The 21,380-nt window shown below is 73.3% G+C and carries 10 protein-coding genes; 5 read left to right on the forward strand and 5 right to left on the reverse strand.

From position 1 onward, the window contains the following. The first annotated feature begins 92 nt into the window (after window positions 1–92). The 5 genes from ACFVFH_RS02065 (at window position 93) to ACFVFH_RS02085 (ending at window position 8,467) form a co-directional block, all read left to right on the forward strand. Entirely contained in the window at window positions 93–3,188 is a 3,096-nt protein-coding gene (locus tag ACFVFH_RS02065) for an alpha-N-acetylglucosaminidase (protein WP_383762081.1), read from the forward strand. A gap of 504 nt (window positions 3,189–3,692) precedes the next feature. Beyond that, window positions 3,693–5,624 (forward strand): hypothetical protein, encoded by a 1,932-nt coding sequence (locus ACFVFH_RS02070; RefSeq protein ID WP_383762084.1) that lies wholly within the window; start codon window positions 3,693–3,695, stop codon window positions 5,622–5,624. 75 nt (window positions 5,625–5,699) lie between these two features. After that, window positions 5,700–6,605, forward strand: coding sequence for a metal-dependent hydrolase (locus ACFVFH_RS02075; RefSeq protein WP_383762087.1), 906 nt, complete (start codon window positions 5,700–5,702; stop codon window positions 6,603–6,605). A 2-nt stretch (window positions 6,606–6,607) separates the two neighbouring features. Beyond that, the gene (locus tag ACFVFH_RS02080; protein WP_383762089.1) at window positions 6,608–7,684 is read left to right on the forward strand and encodes a PDR/VanB family oxidoreductase; all 1,077 of its coding nucleotides are present in this window, start codon (window positions 6,608–6,610) and stop codon (window positions 7,682–7,684) included. A 60-nt stretch (window positions 7,685–7,744) separates the two neighbouring features. Further along, window positions 7,745–8,467 (forward strand): TetR/AcrR family transcriptional regulator, encoded by a 723-nt coding sequence (locus tag ACFVFH_RS02085; protein WP_383762092.1) that lies wholly within the window; start codon window positions 7,745–7,747, stop codon window positions 8,465–8,467. A 111-nt stretch (window positions 8,468–8,578) separates the two neighbouring features. On the opposite strand, the gene ACFVFH_RS02090 is transcribed toward ACFVFH_RS02085, so the two are convergent. The 5 genes from ACFVFH_RS02090 to ACFVFH_RS02110 form a co-directional block, all read right to left on the reverse strand. Further along, on the reverse strand, window positions 8,579–10,615 hold the full coding sequence (locus ACFVFH_RS02090) for an ATP-binding protein (protein WP_383762094.1): 2,037 nt from the start codon (window positions 10,613–10,615) through the stop codon (window positions 8,579–8,581). A gap of 187 nt (window positions 10,616–10,802) precedes the next feature. Continuing rightward, a complete protein-coding gene (pulA, locus tag ACFVFH_RS02095; RefSeq protein ID WP_383763497.1) occupies window positions 10,803–16,124 on the reverse strand; it encodes a pullulanase-type alpha-1,6-glucosidase in 5,322 nt (1,773 codons plus the stop codon). 251 nt (window positions 16,125–16,375) lie between these two features. Next, window positions 16,376–18,082 carry a carbohydrate-binding module family 20 domain-containing protein gene (locus ACFVFH_RS02100; protein ID WP_383762097.1) on the reverse strand — a complete coding sequence of 569 codons (1,707 nt, stop codon included), beginning with the start codon at window positions 18,080–18,082 and terminating at the stop codon, window positions 16,376–16,378. A 404-nt stretch (window positions 18,083–18,486) separates the two neighbouring features. Further along, complete coding sequence (locus ACFVFH_RS02105; protein ID WP_383762100.1) at window positions 18,487–19,593, reverse strand: LacI family DNA-binding transcriptional regulator; 1,107 nt, start codon at window positions 19,591–19,593, stop codon at window positions 18,487–18,489. Further along, window positions 19,578–21,254 carry an alpha-amylase family glycosyl hydrolase gene (locus tag ACFVFH_RS02110; RefSeq protein WP_383762102.1) on the reverse strand — a complete coding sequence of 559 codons (1,677 nt, stop codon included), beginning with the start codon at window positions 21,252–21,254 and terminating at the stop codon, window positions 19,578–19,580. Before ACFVFH_RS02110 ends, ACFVFH_RS02105 begins: the two co-directional genes overlap by 16 nt. Between the last annotated feature and the right edge of the window lie 126 nt (window positions 21,255–21,380).

Here is a 21,380-nt window from a genome sequence, read left to right on the forward strand (position 1 = left end):
CATTGCCCGCCTCCTCACCCGTCATTAGCGTGCGCACCGCACGCACTTGTTGTCGCATGCGCCACCATGAACAACACCGAGGAGTGCGGATCATGACGGAACCCTCCCTGCCCTTCGGCTCCTCCCGGCCGACGAGACGTACGCTGCTGGGCGCCGCCGGAGCCCTGGGCGCCACCGCCGTGGTCGGTACCGCCGCCCCCGCGCGCGCCACCGCTCCGGCGCCGGACCTCGCGCCCGCGCACGAGGCGCTGCGCCGGCTGCTGCCGGACCACGCGGACCAGTTCCGGCTCCGTCTCCTCCCCCGGAGCGAGGGCGCGCCGGACCGCTTCCGGGTCACCGGCGCCGCCGGGCGCGTCGAGATCGCCGCGGGCACGCCGGCCGCCGCCCTGACGGGGGCGCACTGGTACCTCAAGTACACCTGTGACGCCGTCATCTCCTGGGCGGGCAGCCGTACCGGACTGCCCCGGCGGCTGCCCGCCCCGCGCACGCCCGTCGAGCGCTCCGCGACCGTGCCGCACCGGTTCGCGCTCAACGACACCCATGACGGCTACACCGCCCCGTACGCCGACTGGCCGCGCTGGGAGCGGCTGATCGACGTGCTGGCCCTGCACGGCTGCAACGAGGTGCTGGTCACCGCCGGGCAGGAGGCGGTCTACCACCGGCTGCTCCAGGACTTCGGCTACGACGACGCCGAGGCCCGCGCCTGGCTGCCCGCCCCCTCCCACCAGCCCTGGTGGCTGCTCCAGAACATGAGCGGATACGGCGGACCGCTCGGCGCCGGGCTGATCGGGCGGCGCGCCGCCCTGGGCCGGAGGATCGCCGACCGGATGCGCGAGCTGGGCATGGCGCCGGTCCTCCCCGGCTACTTCGGCACGGTCCCGGACGGCTTCACGGACCGCAATCCGGGGGCCCGCGTCGTCCCGCAGGGCACCTGGAACGGGCTGCGCAGGCCCGACTGGCTCGACCCGCGCACCCCCGTCTTCGCCGAGGTCGCCGCCGCCTTCTACCGGCACCAGACGGAGCTGTTCGGCCCCGTGGAGCACTTCAAGATGGACCTGCTGCACGAGGGCGGCACCGCCGGTGACGTGCCGGTGCCGGACGCCGCCCGCGCCGTGGAGTCCGCCCTGCACACCGCGCACCCCGGCGCGACCTGGGTGATCCTCGGCTGGCAGGCCAACCCCCGGCCCGCGCTGCTGGAGGCGATCGACACCGACCGTGTCCTGATCGTGGACGGCCTCTCCGACCTGGACACCGTCACCGACCGGGAGAAGGACTGGGGCGGGGCGCCGTACGCCTTCGGCACCATCCCGAACTTCGGCGGCCGCACCACGATCGGGGCCAACACCGACCGCTGGACGGAGAAGTTCACCGCCTGGCGCGACAGGCCGGGCAGCGCCCTGGCCGGAACGGCGTACATGCCGGAGGCGGCCGAGCGCGATCCGGCGGCGTTCGAGCTGTTCAGCGAACTGGCCTGGCGGACCGAGAAGATCGACCGGGAGGCGTGGTTCCGGGCGTACCCGGCGTTCCGCTACGGCGGCCGCGACCGCGCGGCGCAGGCGGCCTTCGCCGCGCTGGCCGCCACGGCGTACCGGCTGACGAGCACCGACGGGCGCCCCGTCGACTCGCTCTTCTCCCGGCGCCCCGACCTCGCCGCCTCGGTCGGCACCGCCTTCGACCCGGCCGGTTTCGACCGGGCGTTCGCGGCACTCCTCGACGTCCACCCGTCCCTGCGCGACTCCGACACCTACCGCCACGACCTCACCGATCTGGCACGGCAGGCGCTCGCCGACCGCTCCCGGATGCTGCTGCCGCAGCTGCGGGCCGCCCGGGACGACCGGGACGTGGCCCGGTTCCGTGTGCTCGCCGCGCTCTGGCTGAAGCTGATGCGGCTGACGGACACGATGGCGGGGTGCCACCGGTCCTTCCTGCTGGGGCCGTGGCTGGAGGACGCCAAACGGCTGGCGACGAGCCCGGCCGAGGCGAGGACGCTGGAGTGGACGGCGCGCACGCTGATCACCACCTGGGCGGACCGGACGGCCGCCGACGACCTCAGCAACTACGCCAACCGCGACTGGCAGGGGCTGATGGGCCAGCTCCATCTCCCGCAGTGGCGGGCGTACTTGGACGAGCTGACCGACGCGCTGGTGGCGGGCCGGGCCGCGAAGCCGTTCGACTGGTACCCGGGCGAGGAGGAGTGGACCCGCCGGACCGACAGCCTTCCGGTACGGGCGACGGGCGATGCCCACCGCACGGCGCGGCGGGTCTTCGAGACCCTGTCCACCGCCCCGTACCAGGGCGGTGTCACGGTCACGGCCGATCCGGTGGTGTTCGCCCCGGGCAGCACCGGCACGGTGACGGCCGCCTTCCGCAATCTGAACGGCCTGCGCCCCACCGGCCGGGTCGACTTCGCGCTCACCGGCCTCGACGCCACCGCGACGGGCCCCGTCCACCTCGACCAGGTCGCGGCCGGCGGCTCCGGCGCGGTGGGCTGGCGGGTCACCGCCCCGTCCGAGCCGCTGACCACGCCGCTGGTGCCGATGGCGTACGGGCTGAGCACCGCGTACGGGCCGCGCGGCGAGGACCGGGTGACCGATCTGCGGCGCGGCGCGCTGTACCTGGCGGCGCCGCTGGAGCCGGGTTGGCTCACCTACACGGCGAACGCGGCGGTCTTCGGGCAGTTGGACGGGCGGTTCGCGATCAACGGGGCGGGCCAGGACCTGTGGAAGGGCACCAGCCAGTTCGGCACCGCGTACCGGGCGGGGGCGTGGACCGAGGGGTCGGAGGTGACCGTGCGGGTCGACGCGCAGGAGAACACCGGGGGCTGGGCGCGGGCGGGGATCGTGGTGCGCAACGGCCTCGGGACGCCGGGGTCCGGCGGATTCCTGAATCTGGCGGTGACCCCGTCCAACGGCGTGGTGCTCTCGTACGACACCAACGGCGACGGCACCCTGGACGCCTACCGGCGGATCACCGGCATCGGGGCCCCGGTGCTGCTCCGGCTGACCCGCTCCGGAACCGGGTGCACGGGCTCCTGCTCCACCGACGACGGGGCGAGCTGGCGCACGGTGGCCACGGTCGCCGTACCCGGCACGGCGACGGTCCAGGACGTCGGGATCTTCATGAGCGCGACGAACGGCGGCAGCGGAGTGCGCGGCACGGCCGGGTTCAGCGAGTGGCAACTGCGGTGAGACAACGACCCGTCGAGGAGCGGAAGGAAACCAGGGCGTACGCACGCCCCTGCGGGCGGCGCACGGCAACTCGTCCTCGGGCGTGGGTCGTTGAGCGGTGCAGGACCGATGCGGCGGACGGGAACCGCGACGGGCACACACCCCTGCGGGCGGCGCACGGCAACTCGACGGTGGGCGTGAGTCGTTGAGCGACGCACGACCGGTACGGCGAGCACACCCCCTTGCGCGGCGTACGGCAACACAGCGGCGCGTGCGGGCCGTTGAACGACGCAGGACCGGCGCGGCGGACGGGAACCGCGACGGGCGCACGCCCCTGCGGCGGCGCACGGCAACTCGGCGGTGGGCGCAGGCCGTTGAGCAGCGCAGGACCGGCGCAACGGGCGGTCACCACGGCGGGTGGGCGGTCCTGCGGGCGGCGTACGGGGTGGTTCGGCGGGCGGGTGTTCCGGTAGAGGTACCGCCGGGCCGGGGTGACCATCCCATGATTCCCTCGTTCTGCTGAACGTGCGTCCACTGCCAGAAGTACCTTCCGCAGCCGCCCCGTCCGGCGGGGAGCAGGCCGGGGCGGCGCTCGTCGAGCACTATCCCCGGCTGGTCCGGCTCGGCTATCTGGTGCTGCCGCCGTCCCTCGGCAGTCATCGCCGGGTGCTGAAGGCGCACGCGCTGGCCCAGCGGTGCCTGCTGTCCGGGCGCCGGGCGGGGCACCGCGACGTCCCCGTGCCGCGCGGCCCCGGCGGCTCGACGGCCCCTGACCCTTCCTACGCGCGGGCCCGGGTGCGGGTGCTGCGGGCGGCCCTGGCGGCGGGCCGTCCGCGCCGGGGGCCCCGCCTCGTCCGGCCGCCGCTGCTGCCGCTGGTGTGGGGGCTGCGGCTCTTCCCGCACTCGGGCGGATCGGACGGACTCGCCCTGGAGAACGCCCTGTCGGCGCTCACCGGTTCGGCGCGCGCCGCCCACGCCCTGCGCGGCCTGGAGGGGCTGGCCGACGCGGAGGTGCGCCGGGTGCTCGCGGCCGCCGGGGTCAAGGACCCGCACGCGGCACTCGCGGCGGCGGAGGGCGTTCCCGCGCCGTACGCGCTCCTGGGCTCCCCGGAGTTCGACCCCTGCTCGCTCCAGGCCCGGCCGCCGGACCTGCTGCGCCGCCGCCAGTACGCGAAGGCGGCGCTGGCGGCCGTCGCGGCGCTGCTGGTGTGCGGGGCGCTGCTGGGGCTGCCCGGCCACGGCTGGGGGCGCGACGGCCGGACCGCGTCCGCGTACACCCATGACGCCGCCGTCCGGCAGGCCCTGGACCCGGGCAGGCTGAGCCGGGTCTCCGCGGGCTTCTGGCACACCTCGCCGCGTACCGACTTCACCGCCTGGCCCACCCGGGGCGACCGCACCGGGGACACCGGGCTGTTGCGCCGCGCGCTCGCCGTCTGGGCGCGCCCGGACGGCGCGGCGCGCATCTCGACCACCCCGGAGACCCCCATCGGACCTCCGATGGGGGCGCCCCAGCTGCTGTACGCGGGCGAGGTGGGCCGGGCGGCGGTGGTGCTGTTCTACGACGGACTGCGTGTCGTGCGGTACGCGGAGCCCCGGGACGCCGGCCGGGCCGAGGGCGTCGCGCTGGACTTCGCCCGGGTCGACGGCGCCGACCCGGCATCGTCCGCCGCCCTGATCGTGGCGCGCGCGGGCGACCGGATCCGCTATCTCACCGCCCCCTGGGTGACCGCCGTGGCGGTGCGGGACCTGCTGGCGCCGGACGGTGCGGCGCGGCCGCTGGCGCGCCGCCCCGACGGGGTGACCGCCGCGCTGACCAGCCCGGTGACGGCCCACGACTGCCGGGCCTGGGAGGCGGTCGAGCTCCACGAGGGCCCTGCGGTCCGGCTGATGGCCGACCTGGGCGAGCTGGCGCCCGCCCGGCTGACCTCGGGCCCGCCGGGCGCCGCGCACGATGTGGCGGGGCGGGCGGAGCGGGACAGCTGGGCGCGGACCGCCTGTCTGCTGCCCGCCGTGCGGTCGCACGGGGTGCGGTCGGTGAACTCCTGGCAGTTCGCCGAACAGCAGCTGCCCGAGGGCAACGGCTCCGCGCGCTGGCTCTGCACCAGGGCGGAGACCTGGCGGGGCACCGGGAGCCGGGTCCTCGCCCAGTTCCAGGGCCCGTCGGCACCGGACGTCGCGACGGGCGGCCCGCCCGGAGCGGTCGCCGCCAGGGCCGAGGACTCCCCCGCCTGCGGAGTGCGCGACCCCCGGGTGCTGGCCGGAGTGCTGTGGAAGTCGCAGGGCGGCCGCTGGTACGTCCTGGCCGCGGGCAGCGAGCAGTTCGCCTCGCTGACCGCGTCGGGCGGGGTGCGGGGGCGATCCGACGGCCGCCTCCTCGCGGTCCCGGCGAGGGCGGGCGACCGGGCCCGGCTCAACGGGACGCTGACGGACGGGAGTCGGGTGGGCGGGCTGCGCTGAGCCCCGGGCGCCGAACCCGCAGGAATTCGCCGCACGCCCCTGTTCCCGCGGACTACCTCTCAGTACATTGACAACATGTCTAACACGCAGCCAGCGCCGGTCGCGTCGGAGCGGACGCCCCTCAAGGCCCGCAAGGTCTCCTTCGCCTGGGAGAAGACCCCCCTGCACTGGGTGCCGGGCGATCCGTTCACCACCCACACCATCAACGTGCTCCACCTCCTGCTGCCCGCCGGGGAACGCTGGTTCATCCATGTGTACCGGCAGGTGCTGCCGTACATCCACGACGAGCGGCTGCGCCAGGACGTCATCGGTTTCATCGGCCAGGAGGCCGTGCACTCCCAGGCCCACGACGACGTGCTGCCCCGCCTGAAGGAGCTCGGTCTCGACCCGACGCCGTACACCGCGCAGGTCGACTGGTTCTTCGAGAAGCTGCTCGGCGACCGGACGCTGCCGCCCGGCCGGGCGGGCACCTGGTGGCTGATGGAGCGGGTGGCGCTGATAGCGGCGATCGAGCACTACACCGCCTTCCTCGGCGACTGGGTGCTGAACGCCGACGAGCTGGACCGGCGCGGCGCCGATCCGATGATGCTGGATCTGCTGCGCTGGCACGGCGCGGAGGAGGTCGAGCACCGCTCGGTCGCCTTCGAGGTGTTCATGCACGTCGACGGCGGCTACCGGCGGCGGGCGCGCACCTGGGCCACGGCGTTCAGCGCCCTGGTCTTCCTCTGGCAGCGTGGCATCCGCTTCTTCATGGAGAACGACCCGAGCCTGCTGGACGGCAAGGGCTCGTTCAAGGAGTTCTACCGCGGCGGCAAGCGCGGCACCCTGCCCGCCACCGGCGACCTGCTGCGCTCGGTGCCCCGCTATCTCAGCCGCGGCTACCACCCCTCGCAGGAGGGCAGTACGGCCCAGGCCATCGACTATCTCGCCCACTCGCCCGCGGCCACGGCCGCCGAGGCCCGTATGACGGGAACCAGCTGACCATGCCGCTCCCCCTGCCCCGCCCGCGTACCGTCGTCCTGGTCGCGGGCGCCGCACTGCTGGCCAGGCGCGCGCTGCGCCGCCGTATCCAGCGCTCCCCGCTGTGGCCGCTCCCGGCGCTGGCCCGGCCGGTCTCCGGTCACGCCGAGCGCCGCACCACCGCCACCCGGCGGCTGCTGGTCACCGAGCGGACCACCCCCGCCGAGGGCGTCGTCCAACTGCGTCTGAAGGGCTCCGGTCTGCCCGCCTGGCAGCCCGGCGCCCATCTCGACCTGCTGCTGCCCTCCGGCCTGGTCCGCCAGTACTCGCTCTGCGGGGACCCGGCCGACCCCGACACGTACACCGTCGCGGCGCGGCTGGTGGAGGACGGCCGCGGCGGCTCCCGCGAGGTCCACGCGCGGCTCCGGGAGGGCGAGGAGGTGGAGATCCGCGATCCGCGCAACCGCTTCCCGCTCGTGGACGCCCCCGCGTACCTGTTCGTCGCGGGCGGCATCGGCATCACCCCGATCCTGCCGATGCTGCGGTCGCTCGCCGCCTCGGGCGCCGAGTGGCGGCTGCTGTACGGCGGGCGGACCCGTGCCTCGATGCCGTTCCTGGACGAGATCGAGGAACTGGGCGCGGACGGCCGGGTGACGGTCGTCGCCGCCGACGAGGCGGGCCGTCCGGACGCCGCCGCGGCCCTGGCGGACACGGTGGAGGGCACGGCCGTCTACTGCTGCGGCCCCGAACCCCTGATGGACGCGGTCGCCGCCGCCCTGCCGCCCGGCCGCACCCTCCATCTGGAGCGCTTCACGGCGGCCGCGTCATCGGCCGGTTCCGCCCCCTTCGAGGTCGAGCTGCGCCGTTCCGGCCGTACGGTCCGGGTACCGGCGGACCGGTCGGTGCTGGCCGCGGTCCGCGACGAGCTGCCGTACGTCTCCTACTCCTGCGAGCAGGGCTTCTGCGGGACGTGCCGGCAGTCCGTCCTGGCGGGCGAGGTCGACCACCGCGACGAGCTGCTGACCGACTCCGAGCGGGACGACTCGATGCTGATCTGCGTCTCGCGGTGCCGGGGCGAGCGGCTGGTCCTGGATCTGTAGGCGTCGGCCGTGGTCGCCCGCCACCCCTCCCCCGGCGCTCCACTCGGTACGCTGTCCACCATGACGACCGGGGTGCGGCGCAGGATGGGCGTCGAGGAGCGCAGACAGCAATTGATCGGTGTCGCGCTGGAGTTGTTCAGTCACCGCGCCCCGGACGAGGTGTCGATCGACGAGATCGCGGCCGCCGCGGGGATCTCGCGGCCCTTGGTCTACCACTACTTCCCGGGGAAGCAGAGCCTGTACGAGGCCGCGCTGCGGCGGGCCGCCGACGAACTGGCGGCCCGCTTCGTGGAGCCCCGCGAAGGGCCGCTCGGTACCCGGCTGCTGCGGGTGATGCGGCGGTTCTTCGACTTCGTCGACGAGCACGGGCCCGGGTTCTCGGCGCTGATGCGGGGCGGGCCCGCGGCGGGGTCCTCGACGGCCAACGCGATGATCGACGGGGTGCGGCAGGCCGCCTGCGAGCAGATCCTGGCCCATCTGGGGGTCGAGCACCCTCCCGCCCGGCTCGAACTGGTGGTGCGGTCCTGGGTGTCGCTGGCCGAGTCGACGGCGCTGATCTGGCTGGACGGGCGGCGGATCGACCGCGCGGAGCTGGAGCTCCAGCTGGTGCACGACTTCGCCGCGCTGGCCGCGGTGAGCGCCGCGTACGACGCGGAGATGGCGGGCATCGTGCTGCGGGTCCTCGGGCAGGAACCGGCGGACGGGCCGTTCGGGGAGCTGCTGGACCGGCTCTCCGCCCTGGCGCCCGCCGTACCGGCCGTTCCCCCGCAGCGGCTGCCGTAGTCCGTGTCCGCGGCGTCCCGCCCGGCGTGCGGCGGGACGCCACGGATACGGCGGGACGCCACGCGTACGGCGGAACGCCGCGGACGCGGCAAGGCACCGGACCGGCCCCCGCTACATGAGCAGTTCGCCCTGGAGCGCCGCCGCCAGGCCCACCTCCGCGTTGTCCGCCCGGCCCCGCTCGAAGGCCCGCTGGTAGGCGGCGTCGCCGACGGCTTCGCGGGCCCGGCGTTCGCACGCCTCGCGCAGCGGTTCCAGTTCCGGGGTGCCGCGTTGCGGCTGGCCGACCATGCGCCAGTACACCTGGCCGGTGCCGTAGACGCGGGCGGCGCGGGCACCGGCGCCCTGGGCGGCGATCGCCGCGGCCAGGATGTCCAGGCCGAGCGCGATGCCGAAGCTGTCGCGCATGCGGTGCTTGCCCGCGAGCATCGAGCGCGCGTGGACGGCGGAGGATTCGGCGTCGCCCTGGAGCAGGGCGATCAGGGCGAGTTGGTAGTCGACGTAGCTGCGGGTCCAGCACTCGTCCAGGGCCTCGCAGGACGCGCGCAGCACCGTGGCCGCCTCCGCCGCCTCGTCCAGCCGTCCGAGCCCGGTCAGGGCGAAGACCGTGATGAGCCTGCACCGCAGCCGGTAGGCCCGCTCCAGCGGGGTGGCGGTGCCGGTCGAGCGCAGGACCCGGTCGACCTCGCGCAGGCCCGCCTCGGGGCGGCCGGTCATCAGATGGGTGAGGCCGCAGAGGTAGGCGGCGGCGAGGATGCCCTCGTCGGTGCCGTCGCGCGCCGCCGCCCTGCTGCACTCCCGGCCCAGTCGGCGGGCGGCCGGGTAGTCGCCCTGGAGCATGACGGTGATGCCGAGCACCCACAGGGCGCGGGTGCGGTGGGGGCCCTCGGCCGGTCCGGCGGCCAGGGCGCGCCGGGCGTACTCGCGGGTCTGCGGGAGGTGGCCGCAGCAGCACCAGAAGAAGCCGATCCGGCCCGCCATCTCCTGGGCGGCCGCGGTGTCGTGGGCCAGCAGGTGGTCGAGGGCGGCGCAGAGGTCGGCGTGCGCCTCGGCGATACGGTGGTACCAGCTGATCTGGTCGTCGCCGGTCCAGCCCGCGTGGGCGTTGCGGGCCAGGCCGAGGAAGCAGGCGGCGTGCCGGTCGAGCGCGGCGCGTTCCTCGTCGAGTTCGGCGAGCCACATCCGGCCGTACTCGCGGATGGTGTCGAGCATCCGGTGTCGTGCGCCGTCCCGGGCGACGACGGACTTGGCGACCAGGCCCTTCAGCGCCCGGCCCACGCCGTCCTCGGTGAGCGGCCCCCCGGCGCAGACCTCGCGGGCCACGGCCTCGTCGAAGTCGCCGCGCAGGACGGTCAGCCGGGCCCAGAGCAGCCGTTCCAGGGGGGTGCAGAGCTCATGGCTCCAGCCGATGGCGGTGCGCAGGGTGCGGTGGCGCGGCGGCCAGAGCGAGGTGTCGTCCGGTACCTCGAAGCGGGACCTGATCCGCGCGGCGACCTGCTCGACGGTGTCCCGGCCGAGGGCTCCGGCGGCGAGTTCGACGGCGAGCGGAATGCCTTCGAGGCGGCGGCAGATCTCGGCGGCGGCCTCGGCGTTGCCCGGTTCTTCGAGGGCGAGTCCGGGGGCGGCGACGGCCGCCCGGTCCCGGAACAGCGTCAGCGCGTCGGCGGCGCCCTCCACGGGCAGCGGATCCACCTCGACGACCTGTTCGCCCTTGATGTCCAGGGGCTGCCGGCTGGTGGCGAGCACGGTGAGGCCGGGGGACGTCGTGAGGATCTCGCCGAGCAGGTGCGCGCAGGCGTGGCGCAGGTGTTCGCACGAGTCGAGGATCAGCAGCATCTCCTTGTCGACGAGCCATTCGCAGAGCGCGTCGATGGGCATGCGCAGGGTGTGGTCGGAGAGCCCGACCGCGTCGGAGACGGTCGCGATGAGCAGTCCGTCGTCGTGGAGCGGTGACAGATCGGCCCACCAGGCGCCGTCGCGGTGGGCGGCCGCCGCCTGCCGGGCCGCGCGGACGGCGAGCCGGGTCTTGCCGACGCCGCCGCTGCCGGTGAGCGTGGTCAGCCGGTGTGTGGCGAGGGTGTGTTCCAGCCTGGCAAGTTCCGCTTTCCGTCCGACAAAGCTGCTTGTCTCCTCGGGGATGTTGCTCGCCATGGTCACCGTCGCCGAAACAGGTGGACCGGCCGGTCCCGGCCCCTGGTTCCCGTACGGCGCAGGCATACGAGGACACCTGGCGTACCGGAGAGGGGCCGGGACCGGCCGGGGGTGGGAGGACGCGCCGGGGGTGCGAGGGTCTGGCATCCCCGGCGGCTGCTGCCTTCCAACCTAGACCTGTCGTGGCTCAGTTCCGGGAGAACACCGCCACCGTACGTCCCGGAACGGTGAAACTTCCCGAACTCTTCTCATAGGCGGCCTTCTTGACAGTAGAATCCGCGCCCGCAGCCTGGACCGGGTGGAGTGCGTACCGCAGGCCCGCCAGCCCGGCGACCGTCTGGCGGGTGGTGCCGGGGGTCGCGTTGAGGACGACGACCAGCTTCCCGAGCCGCATGGTGATCACACCCGGTGTCTCGGCCTTCCCGGAGAGCGGGAAGGACAGGGCGGACTGCACCTGGGCCGTGGTGGCAAGGCCGAAGTCCCGCTCCGTGGCCCGGATGGTGAGCAGGTCCCGGTACGCGGCGGAAGCGGCGTCGATCCGTGCGCAGCCGGGACGGAGCGCGGGATCGGCCAGCAACGGCTTCGCGTAGGACCACTTGGACGCGTTGTCGGCGGCCGGTGGCAGCCCCCGGCCGAAGCCGTTGCCGTCACGGCAGTCCCAGTGCAGGGCGTTGAACCAGTCGCCGCTGTCGTACGAGTTGCGGTCCAGGGACTTGGAGCGCAGCAGGTCGGTGCCCGCCTGGGAGAGCGAGGGGCCCTGCGAGAGGGTGGCGGTCGCCATGGCGAGGACCTGCATCCTGGCCCGGTCGGCCGCCGGGGTGCCCGCCGGGAGCTTGAAGGCGAGGGCGTCGTAGAGCGCCTCGTTGTCGTGGGCGTCCGCGTAGGCGAGGGCGTCGCCGGGGGCGGCGGCGTACCCGGCGGGGGCGCCGTTGTAGTCGACGCCGGAGCCCTTGACCGTGTTCCCGGCGGAGTCGGTGAAGGTGTAGTCGGCGAGGTTGCCGGTGAGGCCGACCTTGATCAGGTCCTGGTAGTGCAGGAGGCGGGCCTTCTGCTCGGCCTTCGTGCCGTTGGCGGCGGAGGTGTTGGGGTCGGTGTAGAGGCCGGTGGCGAAGCCCTGCACGCCGGGGTCCTCGTCGAACGGGGAGCCGCCGCGCACGGCGTCGCGGGAGCGGTCGGAGAAGGTGGCGATGCCGGTGCCGGCCATGTTCTTCTGGGTGGCCTGGACGAACCGGGCGTCGTCGGCGATCTCACCGAAGTTCCAGCCCTCCCCATACAGGATGATCTTCTTGCCGTCCACGCCGTCCTTGGCGACGGTCAGCGCGTCGAGGGCCTTGCGGACGGCCAGGATGTTGGCCTTGGGGTGGTGGCCCATCAGGTCGAAGCGGAAGCCGTCGACCTTGTACTCCTTGGCCCAGGTGACCACCGAGTCGACGACGAGCTTGCCCATCATGGTGTTCTCGGGGGCGGTGTTGGCGCAGCAGGTGGAGGTGGCGACGGTGCCGTCCTCCAGGAGCCGCTGGTAGTAGCCGGGCACGATCCGGTCGAGTACGGACTTGTCGTCCTGGCCGGCGGCGACGGTGTGGTTGTAGACGACGTCCATGACGGTCCGCAGCCCGGCGCCGTTGAGCCCCTGCACCATCTGCCGGAACTCGACGGTGCGCCGGGTGCCGTTCGGGTCGGAGGCGTAGGAGCCCTCGGGGACGGTGTAGTGCAGCGGGTCGTAGCCCCAGTTGAAGCCGTCCTTCGCGGCGGCCTTCGCCACGCAGGCCTGCTGCTCCTCGGAGTCGGGGGCGTACACGGCGAGGTCGCAGGCCGGTCTCTGCTGCGCGGACTTCTTCTCGGGGATGGTGCCGATGTCGAAGGCGGGCAGCAGGTGCACGTAGCCGGTGCCGGAGTCGGCGAGCCGCTTGAGGTGCTTCATCCCGTCGGAGCGGGTGTCGGTGAAGGCGAGGTACTCGCCGGGGTGCTTCGAGGTGCGGTCCGCGATCGAGAAGTCGCGGATGTGCAGCTCCTGGATCTGCGCGTCGCGCAGCGGCACGGCGGCGGGCTTGCGGAGCGTGTCCCAGCCCTTGGGCGCGAGCTTCCGGTCATCGAGGTCGACGACGAGGCTGCGGGCGGAGTCGGTGGTCAGGGCGGTGGAGTAGGGGTCGGTGACCTTGTTGGTGACGAGCTTCTGGACGGTGGGCGCCCAGACGTCCACGACGTACCGGTAGGGCTTGCCGGTCCAGCTCTTCCTTCCGGTGACGGACCAGACGCCGGTGCGGTCGTCGCGCCGCATCGGGACGGTCCGGCCGTCGAGTTCGAGCGCGACGGTACGGGCGGTGGGCGCCCACACCGAGAGGGTGGGGGTGCCGTGGCGGAAGACCGGGCCGAGGGCGGCGCCGCTCGCCTTCGCGCCGTAGAGGTCGTCGAGCACACCGGCGCTCTGCACCCCGGTGGCGGCGAGCAGGGCGCCGTTGGCGGCGCGCTGGGTGGCGATCAGCTGGCCGCGCAGGGCCTCGCGGACCCTGTCCCGGTCACGGGCGTCGACGGTGAAGGCGGGGTAGTCCTTGAGGTGCGGGTACTTCGCCTTCTGGGCGTCGCTCAGCGCGGACGGGGTGAGCCGCAGCCACTGGCCCTCGTCGCTCAGGGCGCCGTCGACGACGGAGATGCCGCCGCTCGGTGCGTGGACGAGCTGCTGGCTGGTGGCCGCGGTGGCCTTGACCTTCCAGACGACGGTGTCGGCGTCGATCCACTGGGCCTCGGCCTTGGTGAGGTCGGGCGTCGGGACGCCACCGGCCTGCGGGAGCAGATAGCCGGCCGTGCCGCCGAGCATCCACACCTCGTGGCCGTAGGTCGCGAGGTCGAGCGACTGGTCGCTGGGCAGGTCCTTCTCGTCGCCCCGGTGCAGGATGTAGCTGAGCGAGGTGGCCCCGTCGGTGAGCGGGACCTCGAAGGTGAGTCCGGAGGCGTCCTTCTTCGCGGGCTGGAGCGGCTTGGCCCAGTCGGTGGGTTCCTCGGCGCCGGTCCAGGTGTGCAGGCCCCAGCCGTCGTAGTCGCCGTCGGCGCGGTAGTAGTGCAGCACGGCCTTGGAGGTGTCCGGTGCCGGGTAGGCGCCTTCGGGGGCGGTGTCCGCCTGGCCGTCCTCGCCCTGTGCGATCCAGACCTGGCCGGTCTTCGCGAGGTCGACGGTCCGTTCCGGCCCGTCGGCGGTGCCGGACTTCTCGACGGTGTACGGGACGGTCGCGGCGTCCTCGGGCACCTTGATCCAGGCGAAGGCGCCGTAGGCGTCGCGTCCGGTGAACGCGGCGGTGGTCCCGCCGGACTCGACCTGCCAGCCGTCGTAGTCGCCGTCGGCGCGCCGGTAGTGGATGACGGCGTAGTCGCGTTCGACGGCCACGGGCTTCGCGGGGGCGGGCGCCTGTCCTGCGGTGGAGGAGGCGGTGGCGCTCGCGGTGCGGCCGGTGCGGTCGACGACGACGGCCTTGTAGCGCAGGGGCGTTCCGGCGGTGGTCCTGGCGTCGATGGTCTGGGTGACCTTGTACGGGGCGTGGTCGGCGGATCCGAGGGTGGTCCACTTCCCGTTGCCGGTCTGAGCGGCGAAGACCACCCGGTCGAGGGAGCCGCCGTCCACGTCGGCGGTCAGCTCGACGGTGCCGGTGGCGCCGGCGGGCGGGGCCTTCAGCGTGACGGAGGGCTTGGTCGCCGGGGCCGCGAGGGGCTTGGCGGCGCGGAGCACGACGCTCGACAGGGCCGGGACGGTGACCGTGATCTTCTGGTCGGCGCCGCTGCGGACCGTGCCGGAACCGCCGTACAGGGTGCGGAAGTCCATCCGGGCGGACCCGGTGGGCAGCTCGACGGTCTTCGGGCCGGTGCCGTTGTTGGTGGCGACGACGTACTCGGTGCCGCGCGCCGCGTCCGTACGGGAGAAGGCGTAGACGGAGCCCTCGGCGTACCGCTCGGTCTGCACGCCGTCGCGGAGCGCCGGGTTGTCCCGGGTCAGCTTCGAGAGGGCGGCGATATTCCGGTAGAGCGGGTGGGTCTCGTCGTACGCGTCGAAGGCGTGGGTGCGGTCGGTGCCCAGCTCGTCGTCGTCGAGGTAGTCGGCGGTCTTCGAGGCGAACATCGTCTGGCGGGCGTCCTTGTCGCCGCCCGCGCCGGTGAAGCCCTGCTCGTCGCCGTAGTAGACGACCGGGTTGCCCCGGCCGAGGAACATCAGTTCGTTGGCGAGCTCCGCGCGCTTCACCAGCTCCGCGTCACCGGCCTTCGGGTTGTCCTGCTTCAGGAAGGTGCCGATGCGCCCCATGTCGTGGTTGCCGAGGAAGGTCACCTGCTCGTAGGCGTTGGCCTTGTCGGTGGTGTACCGGTAGTCGTCGCCGAAGACGGCGGCGAGCTTCGAGGCCGGGGCGCCCTGCGAGGCGTACTGGCGGGCCGCTTCCTGGAACGGGAAGTCGAGCGTGGCGTCCAGCCGCCCCCGGGTGACATAGGGCGAGGTGACGGCGGTGTCCGAGGAGTAGACCTCGCCGAACATGAAGAAGTCCTTGCGGCCGTGCTTCGCGGCGTACGCGTCCAGGGCGGTGGCCCACTGGGTCCAGAAGTCCATGTCGACGTGTTTGACGGTGTCGATCCGGAACCCGTCTATCCGGAAGTCGCGGACCCACTTCTCGTAGATCTTCTCCATGCCGGAGACGACCTCGGGACGCTCGGTCCACAGGTCGTCGAGCCCGGAGAAGTCGCCGTACGTGGTGGACTCGCCGGCGTACGTGGAGTCGCCGCGGTTGTGGTACATCGTCGGGTCGTTCAGCCAGGACGGCGTCTTGCCGCCGCCGCTCACCGGCTCGTACGGGAAGGAGTCGGCGTCCACCTTCGCCATGCCCGCCGCGTCGTCGAAGGGGCGGCCGTCGCGGTCGAGGTAGGGGTAGGCGCCCTTGGGCCGGTAGCCGTACGTCTTCTCCGCGTAGTCGACGGTGTCCGCGGTGTGGTTGGTGATGACGTCGAAGAAGACCTTCATGCCCTTGCCGTGGGCCTTGTCGATCAGCTTCGTCAGATCGGCGTTGGTGCCGAAGTGCGGGTCGACCCGGGTGAAGTCGGTGATCCAGTAGCCGTGGTAACCGGCCGAGGCGTCCTTGCCGGTGCCCTGGACGGGGCGGTTCTTGAAGATCGGGGCGAGCCAGATGGCGGTGGTGCCGAGCCCCTTGATGTAGTCGAGCCTGTTCGTCAGGCCCTTGAGGTCACCGCCCTGGTAGAAGCCCTTGTCCGTGGGGTCGTAGCCGGTCTCCAGACGCGAACCGGTCAGCCCGCCGCGGTCGTTGGAGGTGTCGCCGTTGGCGAACCGGTCCGGCATGACGAAGTAGAACTGCTCACGTGTCAGGTCGTGGCGGGCGGGTTCGGCGGCCAGCCGGGCGTCCGAGGGCGCGGCGGGCGGCCTGGCCGCCGCGGCGGGGAGCGCGGGCACGAGGGCCGCGCACAGGGCGGCCGCGACGACGGCGGTCGCCGTTCTTCGCGCGGGCGCGCGCAGGGACGGACGTATCACTCGGGTTCTCCTCGAAGGGGGTACGGGGCTCGGGGCGGGAGTGCGGTGTGCCGGAGGGGGCCGGGCCGGTCCCTCCGGCACACCGGGAGCCTGGTGCGGGGTGCGGGCCGAAGCGGCGGTGTCCGCCCGGAGGCCGGGCGGGACGTCCGACGCGCGCCCCAGGGCCTTTCGTCCGGATCGGTGCGGGTCCGCGTGCCCCGGTGCCCGATCCGGCCCGATCGGGACGAGAGCCCCGCGCGTCAGTACGGTCAGCCGCGCCAGACGTCCGAGGTCAGGACGGCCCTGCCGGAGGACGGCACCGTGGCCGTGCGGTTGGCGCCGCTCTCCCAGGTGACGTTGCCGCTCGCGTCCTTGCGGACGTACTTGTACGCGAAGGACGTACCGGCGGGCAGGCTCACATCGAGTTTCCAGACGGGGTACGCGGCCGGGTCCAGCTTGGGCGCGGCGGCGGGGTCCCAATTGCCGAGGGCGGGCTGGTCGCCGGTGACGTAGATGTTCTGGCCGGGCCGGGTGGTGGCGTCGACGCCGAAGGAGGCGCCGGACGTGCCCGTGCCGGGCTCGCTCGGGGTGGTGCCGGAGCAGGTGCGGGCGCCGGTCTGGAGGGCGAGCGCCGTGTCGGCGCCCAGCGTCGCGGTGAACCGGCCGGAGCCGTCGACCGTGACGCCGTTGCCGGACTGGATGTCGCAGTAGTCGCCGGCGGGCAGCGAGGTCTGGAACGTCCGGGTCAGCGCGGAGCCCTCGTGGTTGATGGCGACGTACGCCTTGGAGCCCCGGCCGAAGGCGATCCGGTTGCCGCCGTCGTCCCACCAGTCGGTGACGGCCTCGCCGCGCGCGGTGTTGCGGAAGCCGACCATGGAGGAGATCTCGCGCCAGGCGTGCTGGCACTTCCAGCCGTCGCTGTAACAGGCGTTCACCGTGCCCCCGTTGGGCGGACCGGCGTCCTTGTCGGACCACTCGTAGCCGGAGTGGACGTCGGGCGAGCCGTAGGGCCAGGCCAGCATGAAGACGTTGGCGAGGGTGTAGGCGGCGCCGTTCTTGTAGTTCAGCGTGTCGCCGCCGCGCTCGGTGTCGTGGTTGTCGACGAAGACCGCGGAGCCGGACGAGGGCATGAAGCCCCAGCCCTCGCCGAAGTTCTTCAGGGAGGCGAGGTTCCCGCCGGTGAGGACCTGCTTGAGGCCGCGGGCGTAGCGGAATTCCTGGACGTCGCCGGTGCCGGTGTACTCGTCGGGCTGGACCGCCTCGCCCGCTCCGTATATCGCCTCCTGCTTCCAGTAGACGTCCGGGTCGCTCAGCCGTGACTTGATGTTCGCCAGGTCGGTGGCGGGCATGTGCTTGGCGGCGTCGATGCGGAAGCCGTCGACGCCCAGCGAGAGCAGGTCGTTCAGGTATCCGGCGATCTTCCCGCGGACGTACTCCTCACCGGTGTCCAGGTCGGCGAGGCCGACGAGTTCGCAGTTCTGGACGTTGGCGCGGTCCTGGTAGTTGCTGATCTGCGCGGTGCAGTCGTCCATGTCCGGCGCGGAGTACAGGCCGGGGTAGTCGTACTTGGTGTACGAGGAGCCGCCGGTACCGGTGCCCGAGCCCGCGGACATGTGGTTGATGACCGAGTCGGCCACGACCTTGACGCCCGCGGCGTGGCAGGTGCCGACCATGGCGGCGAAGGCGGCGCGGTCGCCGAGCCGCCCGGCGATCTTGTAGCTGACCGGCTGGTACGAGGTCCACCACTGGCTGCCCTGGATGTGCTCCTGGGGCGGCGAGACCTGTACGTAGCCGTAGCCGGCCGGGCCGAGGGTGTCCGTGCACGCCTTGGCCACGGAGTCGAACTTCCACTCGAAGAGGACGGCGGTGACGTCCTTGCCGCCGGGGGCGGCCGCCTGGGCGGTGGTGGCCGGGGCCATCAGGGCGGTGGCGCCGGCCGCCAGAGCGAGCGCCACGGACAGTGGTCTGCGTGCCATGCTTCCTCCTGCTGTGGGGGGAAATGCGGGTGACGGTGCAGCCTCACATGGCAACGCGCCCTGCCTTCAAGGCTCCTGAAGGTTCTTGCTGCAAGAATGCAAACCTTGCCGCGACGCAGACCGTACGAGCCCGTCAGCCCCTGGTCAACCCCTTGGACACCGTCCGCTCACATCCAGGAAACAAGGCAGTTTTCTTTCTGCAAGGGCTTACGCAAAACATTGCAGCGCTGTTACGTTGCTTCCGACTCCGGTCCGGTCGGCCGGGGGTTCCGGCGACCCCGGACCCCACGCGCCCGGCCGGCCGGGCCGGTCACGGACAAGAGAGGCACCCGGAGTCGCACTCCCCGCCGGCCCACCCAGGGCCGACTCCCGGTGCCTCTCCTGTACGCCCGGCCCCGCGGGCCTCAGAGCCCCCGGAGCGCCGCCGTGGATCCCCGTACCACCAGCTCCGGCTGGAACACGTACTCCGTACGCTGCACCGGGCTGCCGCCGATCTCCTCCAGCAGGGCGCTCACCGCCGCTCCCGCCATGGCCTGCACGGGCTGGCGCACCGTGGTCAGCGGCGGATCGGTGAACGCGATGAGCTGCGAGTCGTCGAAGCCCACCACCGACACGTCGCGCGGCACGCCGAGCCCGCGCTCCCGGGCCGCGCGCACCACGCCCAGCGCCATCAGGTCGCTGCCGCAGACGATGCCCGTGCACCCCTGGTCGAGCAGCGCACCCGCCGCGACCTGGCCGCCCTCGACGCTGAACAGCGTGGGGCAGACCAGGAGTTCGGCCTCCGCCCGGTCCAGACCCAGCAGCCCCACCGCGGCGTCGAGGAACCCCTCGCGCTTGCGCCGGGAGGGCACATAGCGCTGCGGCCCGATCGCCAGGCCGACCCGGCTGTGGCCGAGGTCGGCGAGGTGCCCGACGGCCATCCGCACCGCGGCGGCGTCGTCGGGCGAGACGAACGGGGCGCTGATCCGCTCGTTGTAGCCGTTGATCAGGACGAACGGCACACCGCGGTCGGTGAGCGTGGCGTACCGGGCCGGGTCGGCCGACAGGTCGGCGTGCAGCCCGGAGATGAAGACGATCCCGCCGACCCCGCGCTCCACGAGCTGCTCGACGAGCTCGTCCTCCGTGGCGCCGCCGGGCAGCTGGGTGCAGAGCACCGGGGTGTAGCCGTGTCCGGCCAGCATCTGTTCCACGGCCTGCGCGAACGCCGGGAAGATCGGGTTGGTGAGCTCGGGCGTCACCAGCCCGATCAGCCCGGCGCTGCGCCTGCGCAGCCGTACGGGACGTTCGTAGCCGAGGATGTCCAGCGCCGCGAGCACCCGCTGGCGGGTGGGGTCCGCGACGCCCGGCTTCCCGTTGAGCACCCGGCTGACGGTCGCCTCGCTGACCGCCGCCTGACCGGCGATGTCCGAGAGCCTCGGCGCACCGCCGGTCCCGGGGCCTCCCTTCCGGGTCCTGACCGGCTCGTCCGGCAGGGAGGCCCTGGGCAGGGGGACGGTCACACCGTCCACCACACCGTGGTGTCCGCGGGCAGCTCGATCTCGGCGCCGTCGGTGACGACCGGGCTGCTGGACAGCAGGACGGTGCCGCGCACCGGGATGCGCACCGGGCTGCCCGTGGTGTTGACGGTGCAGACGAAGCCGGGGCGGGCGAAGACCAGCAGCCCCTCCGGGGCCGCCCGCCACTCCACCGAGGAACCGGCACCGAGCCCCGGGTGGGCCCGGCGGGCGGCGATCGCGGCCCGGTACAGCTCCAGGGTGGAGCCCTCCTCGCCGGTCTGCGCCTGGACGCTCAGCTCGCCCCAGCCCTCGGGCTGGGGCAGCCAGCTGCCGCCGTCGCCGAAGCCGTACGAGCTGCCCTCGCGGGTCCACGGGATCGGCACCCGGCAGCCGTCGCGGAAGCCGTCCTGGCCCTCCGCGCGGAAGAACGAGGGGTCCTGGCGGACCTCGTCGGGCAGGTCGGTGACGTCGGGCAGGCCGAGTTCCTCGCCCTGGTAGACGTAGGCGGAGCCGGGCAGCGCCAGCATCAGCAGGGTGGCGGCGCGGGCCCGCCGCAGGCCCAGGCCGCGGTCGCCCGCGGTGCGGATCTGGGTGCCGAGGCCGGGCGGGTTGGCGAACCGGGTGGCGTGCCGGGTCACGTCGTGGTTGGAGAGCACCCAGGTGGTGGGGGCGCCGACCGGGCGCATCGCGTCGAGCGAGGTGTCGATGACCTTGCGCAGTTCGGCGGCGTCCCAGGCGGTGGAGAGGTACTGGAAGTTGAATGCCTGGTGCATCTCGTCGGAGCGCACGTAGTTGGCGGTGCGCTCGACGGTGGGGGTCCATGCCTCGGCGACGGCGATCCGGTCGCCGGGGTACTCGTCGAGGATGGTGCGCCAGGAGCGGTAGATCTCGTGCACCCCGTCCTGGTCGAAGAACGGCATGACGTCGTTGCCGAGCAGCTTCAGCTGGTCGTGGCTGCCGAGGTCGGGCAGACCGGCGGCCTTGACCAGGCCGTGGGCGACGTCGACCCGGAAGCCGTCGACGCCCATGTCGAGCCAGAAGCGCAGGATCGAGCGGAACTCGTCGGCGACGGCCGGGTGTTCCCAGTTGAAGTCGGGCTGTTCGGGCGCGAAGAGGTGGAGGTACCAGTCGCCGGGGGTGCCGTCGGGGTCGGTGGTCCGGGTCCACGCCGGGCCGCCGAAGATGGACTCCCAGTCGTTGGGCGGCAGTTCGCCGTCCGCGCCCTTGCCGGGGCGGAAGTGGTAGCGCTCGCGCAGCGCGGAGCCGGGGCCCTCGGCGAGCGCGCGCCTGAACCAGTCGTGCTGGTCCGAGGAGTGGTTGGGCACCAGGTCCACGATGATCCGCAGGCCCAGGTCGTGGGCGTCCCGGATCAGCGCGTCGGCGTCCAGCAGGGTGCCGAACATCGGGTCGATGGCACGGTAGTCGGCGACGTCGTAGCCCGCGTCGGCCTGCGGGGAGGCGTAGAACGGGCTGAGCCAGACCGCGTCCACACCGAGGTCCTTGAGGTACGGAAGTCTCCCGCGTACGCCGGCGAGGTCGCCCATGCCGTCGCCGTTGCCGTCGGCGAAGCTCCGCGGATAGACCTGGTAGATCACCGCGTCCTGCCACCAGCCGGTCTGGTGGGCCGGAGCGTCGCCGGACGTGCCGGTGGAGGGGGCAGCGAGGTGCTGGGTCATGTCGTCCCTGGGGTGTCGGGGTGGGAAGCGGCGCCGGGACCGGGTCGCGATGCCGGCGACCGCCCGGTCCGGGATCGGCCCGGACCGGGGGTGGTCGGCTGCGGTGGGGAATGCGATTCCCCGGGT

This window comes from Streptomyces sp. NPDC057697, from assembly GCF_042799335.1.
Lineage (GTDB): Bacteria > Actinomycetota > Actinomycetes > Streptomycetales > Streptomycetaceae > Streptomyces.

Excerpts from the sequence above, each read along its gene's own strand:
- ACFVFH_RS02065 (WP_383762081.1), top strand. The coding sequence starts at position 93 with ATGACGGAACCCTCCCTGCCCTTCGGCTCCTCCCGGCCGACGAGACGT.
- ACFVFH_RS02075 (WP_383762087.1), top strand. The coding sequence starts at position 5,700 with ATGTCTAACACGCAGCCAGCGCCGGTCGCGTCGGAGCGGACGCCCCTC.
- ACFVFH_RS02080 (WP_383762089.1), top strand. The coding sequence starts at position 6,608 with ATGCCGCTCCCCCTGCCCCGCCCGCGTACCGTCGTCCTGGTCGCGGGC.
- ACFVFH_RS02085 (WP_383762092.1), top strand. The coding sequence starts at position 7,745 with ATGACGACCGGGGTGCGGCGCAGGATGGGCGTCGAGGAGCGCAGACAG.
- ACFVFH_RS02090 (WP_383762094.1), bottom strand. The coding sequence starts at position 10,615 with ATGGCGAGCAACATCCCCGAGGAGACAAGCAGCTTTGTCGGACGGAAA.
- ACFVFH_RS02100 (WP_383762097.1), bottom strand. The coding sequence starts at position 18,082 with ATGGCACGCAGACCACTGTCCGTGGCGCTCGCTCTGGCGGCCGGCGCC.
- ACFVFH_RS02110 (WP_383762102.1), bottom strand. The coding sequence starts at position 21,254 with ATGACCCAGCACCTCGCTGCCCCCTCCACCGGCACGTCCGGCGACGCT.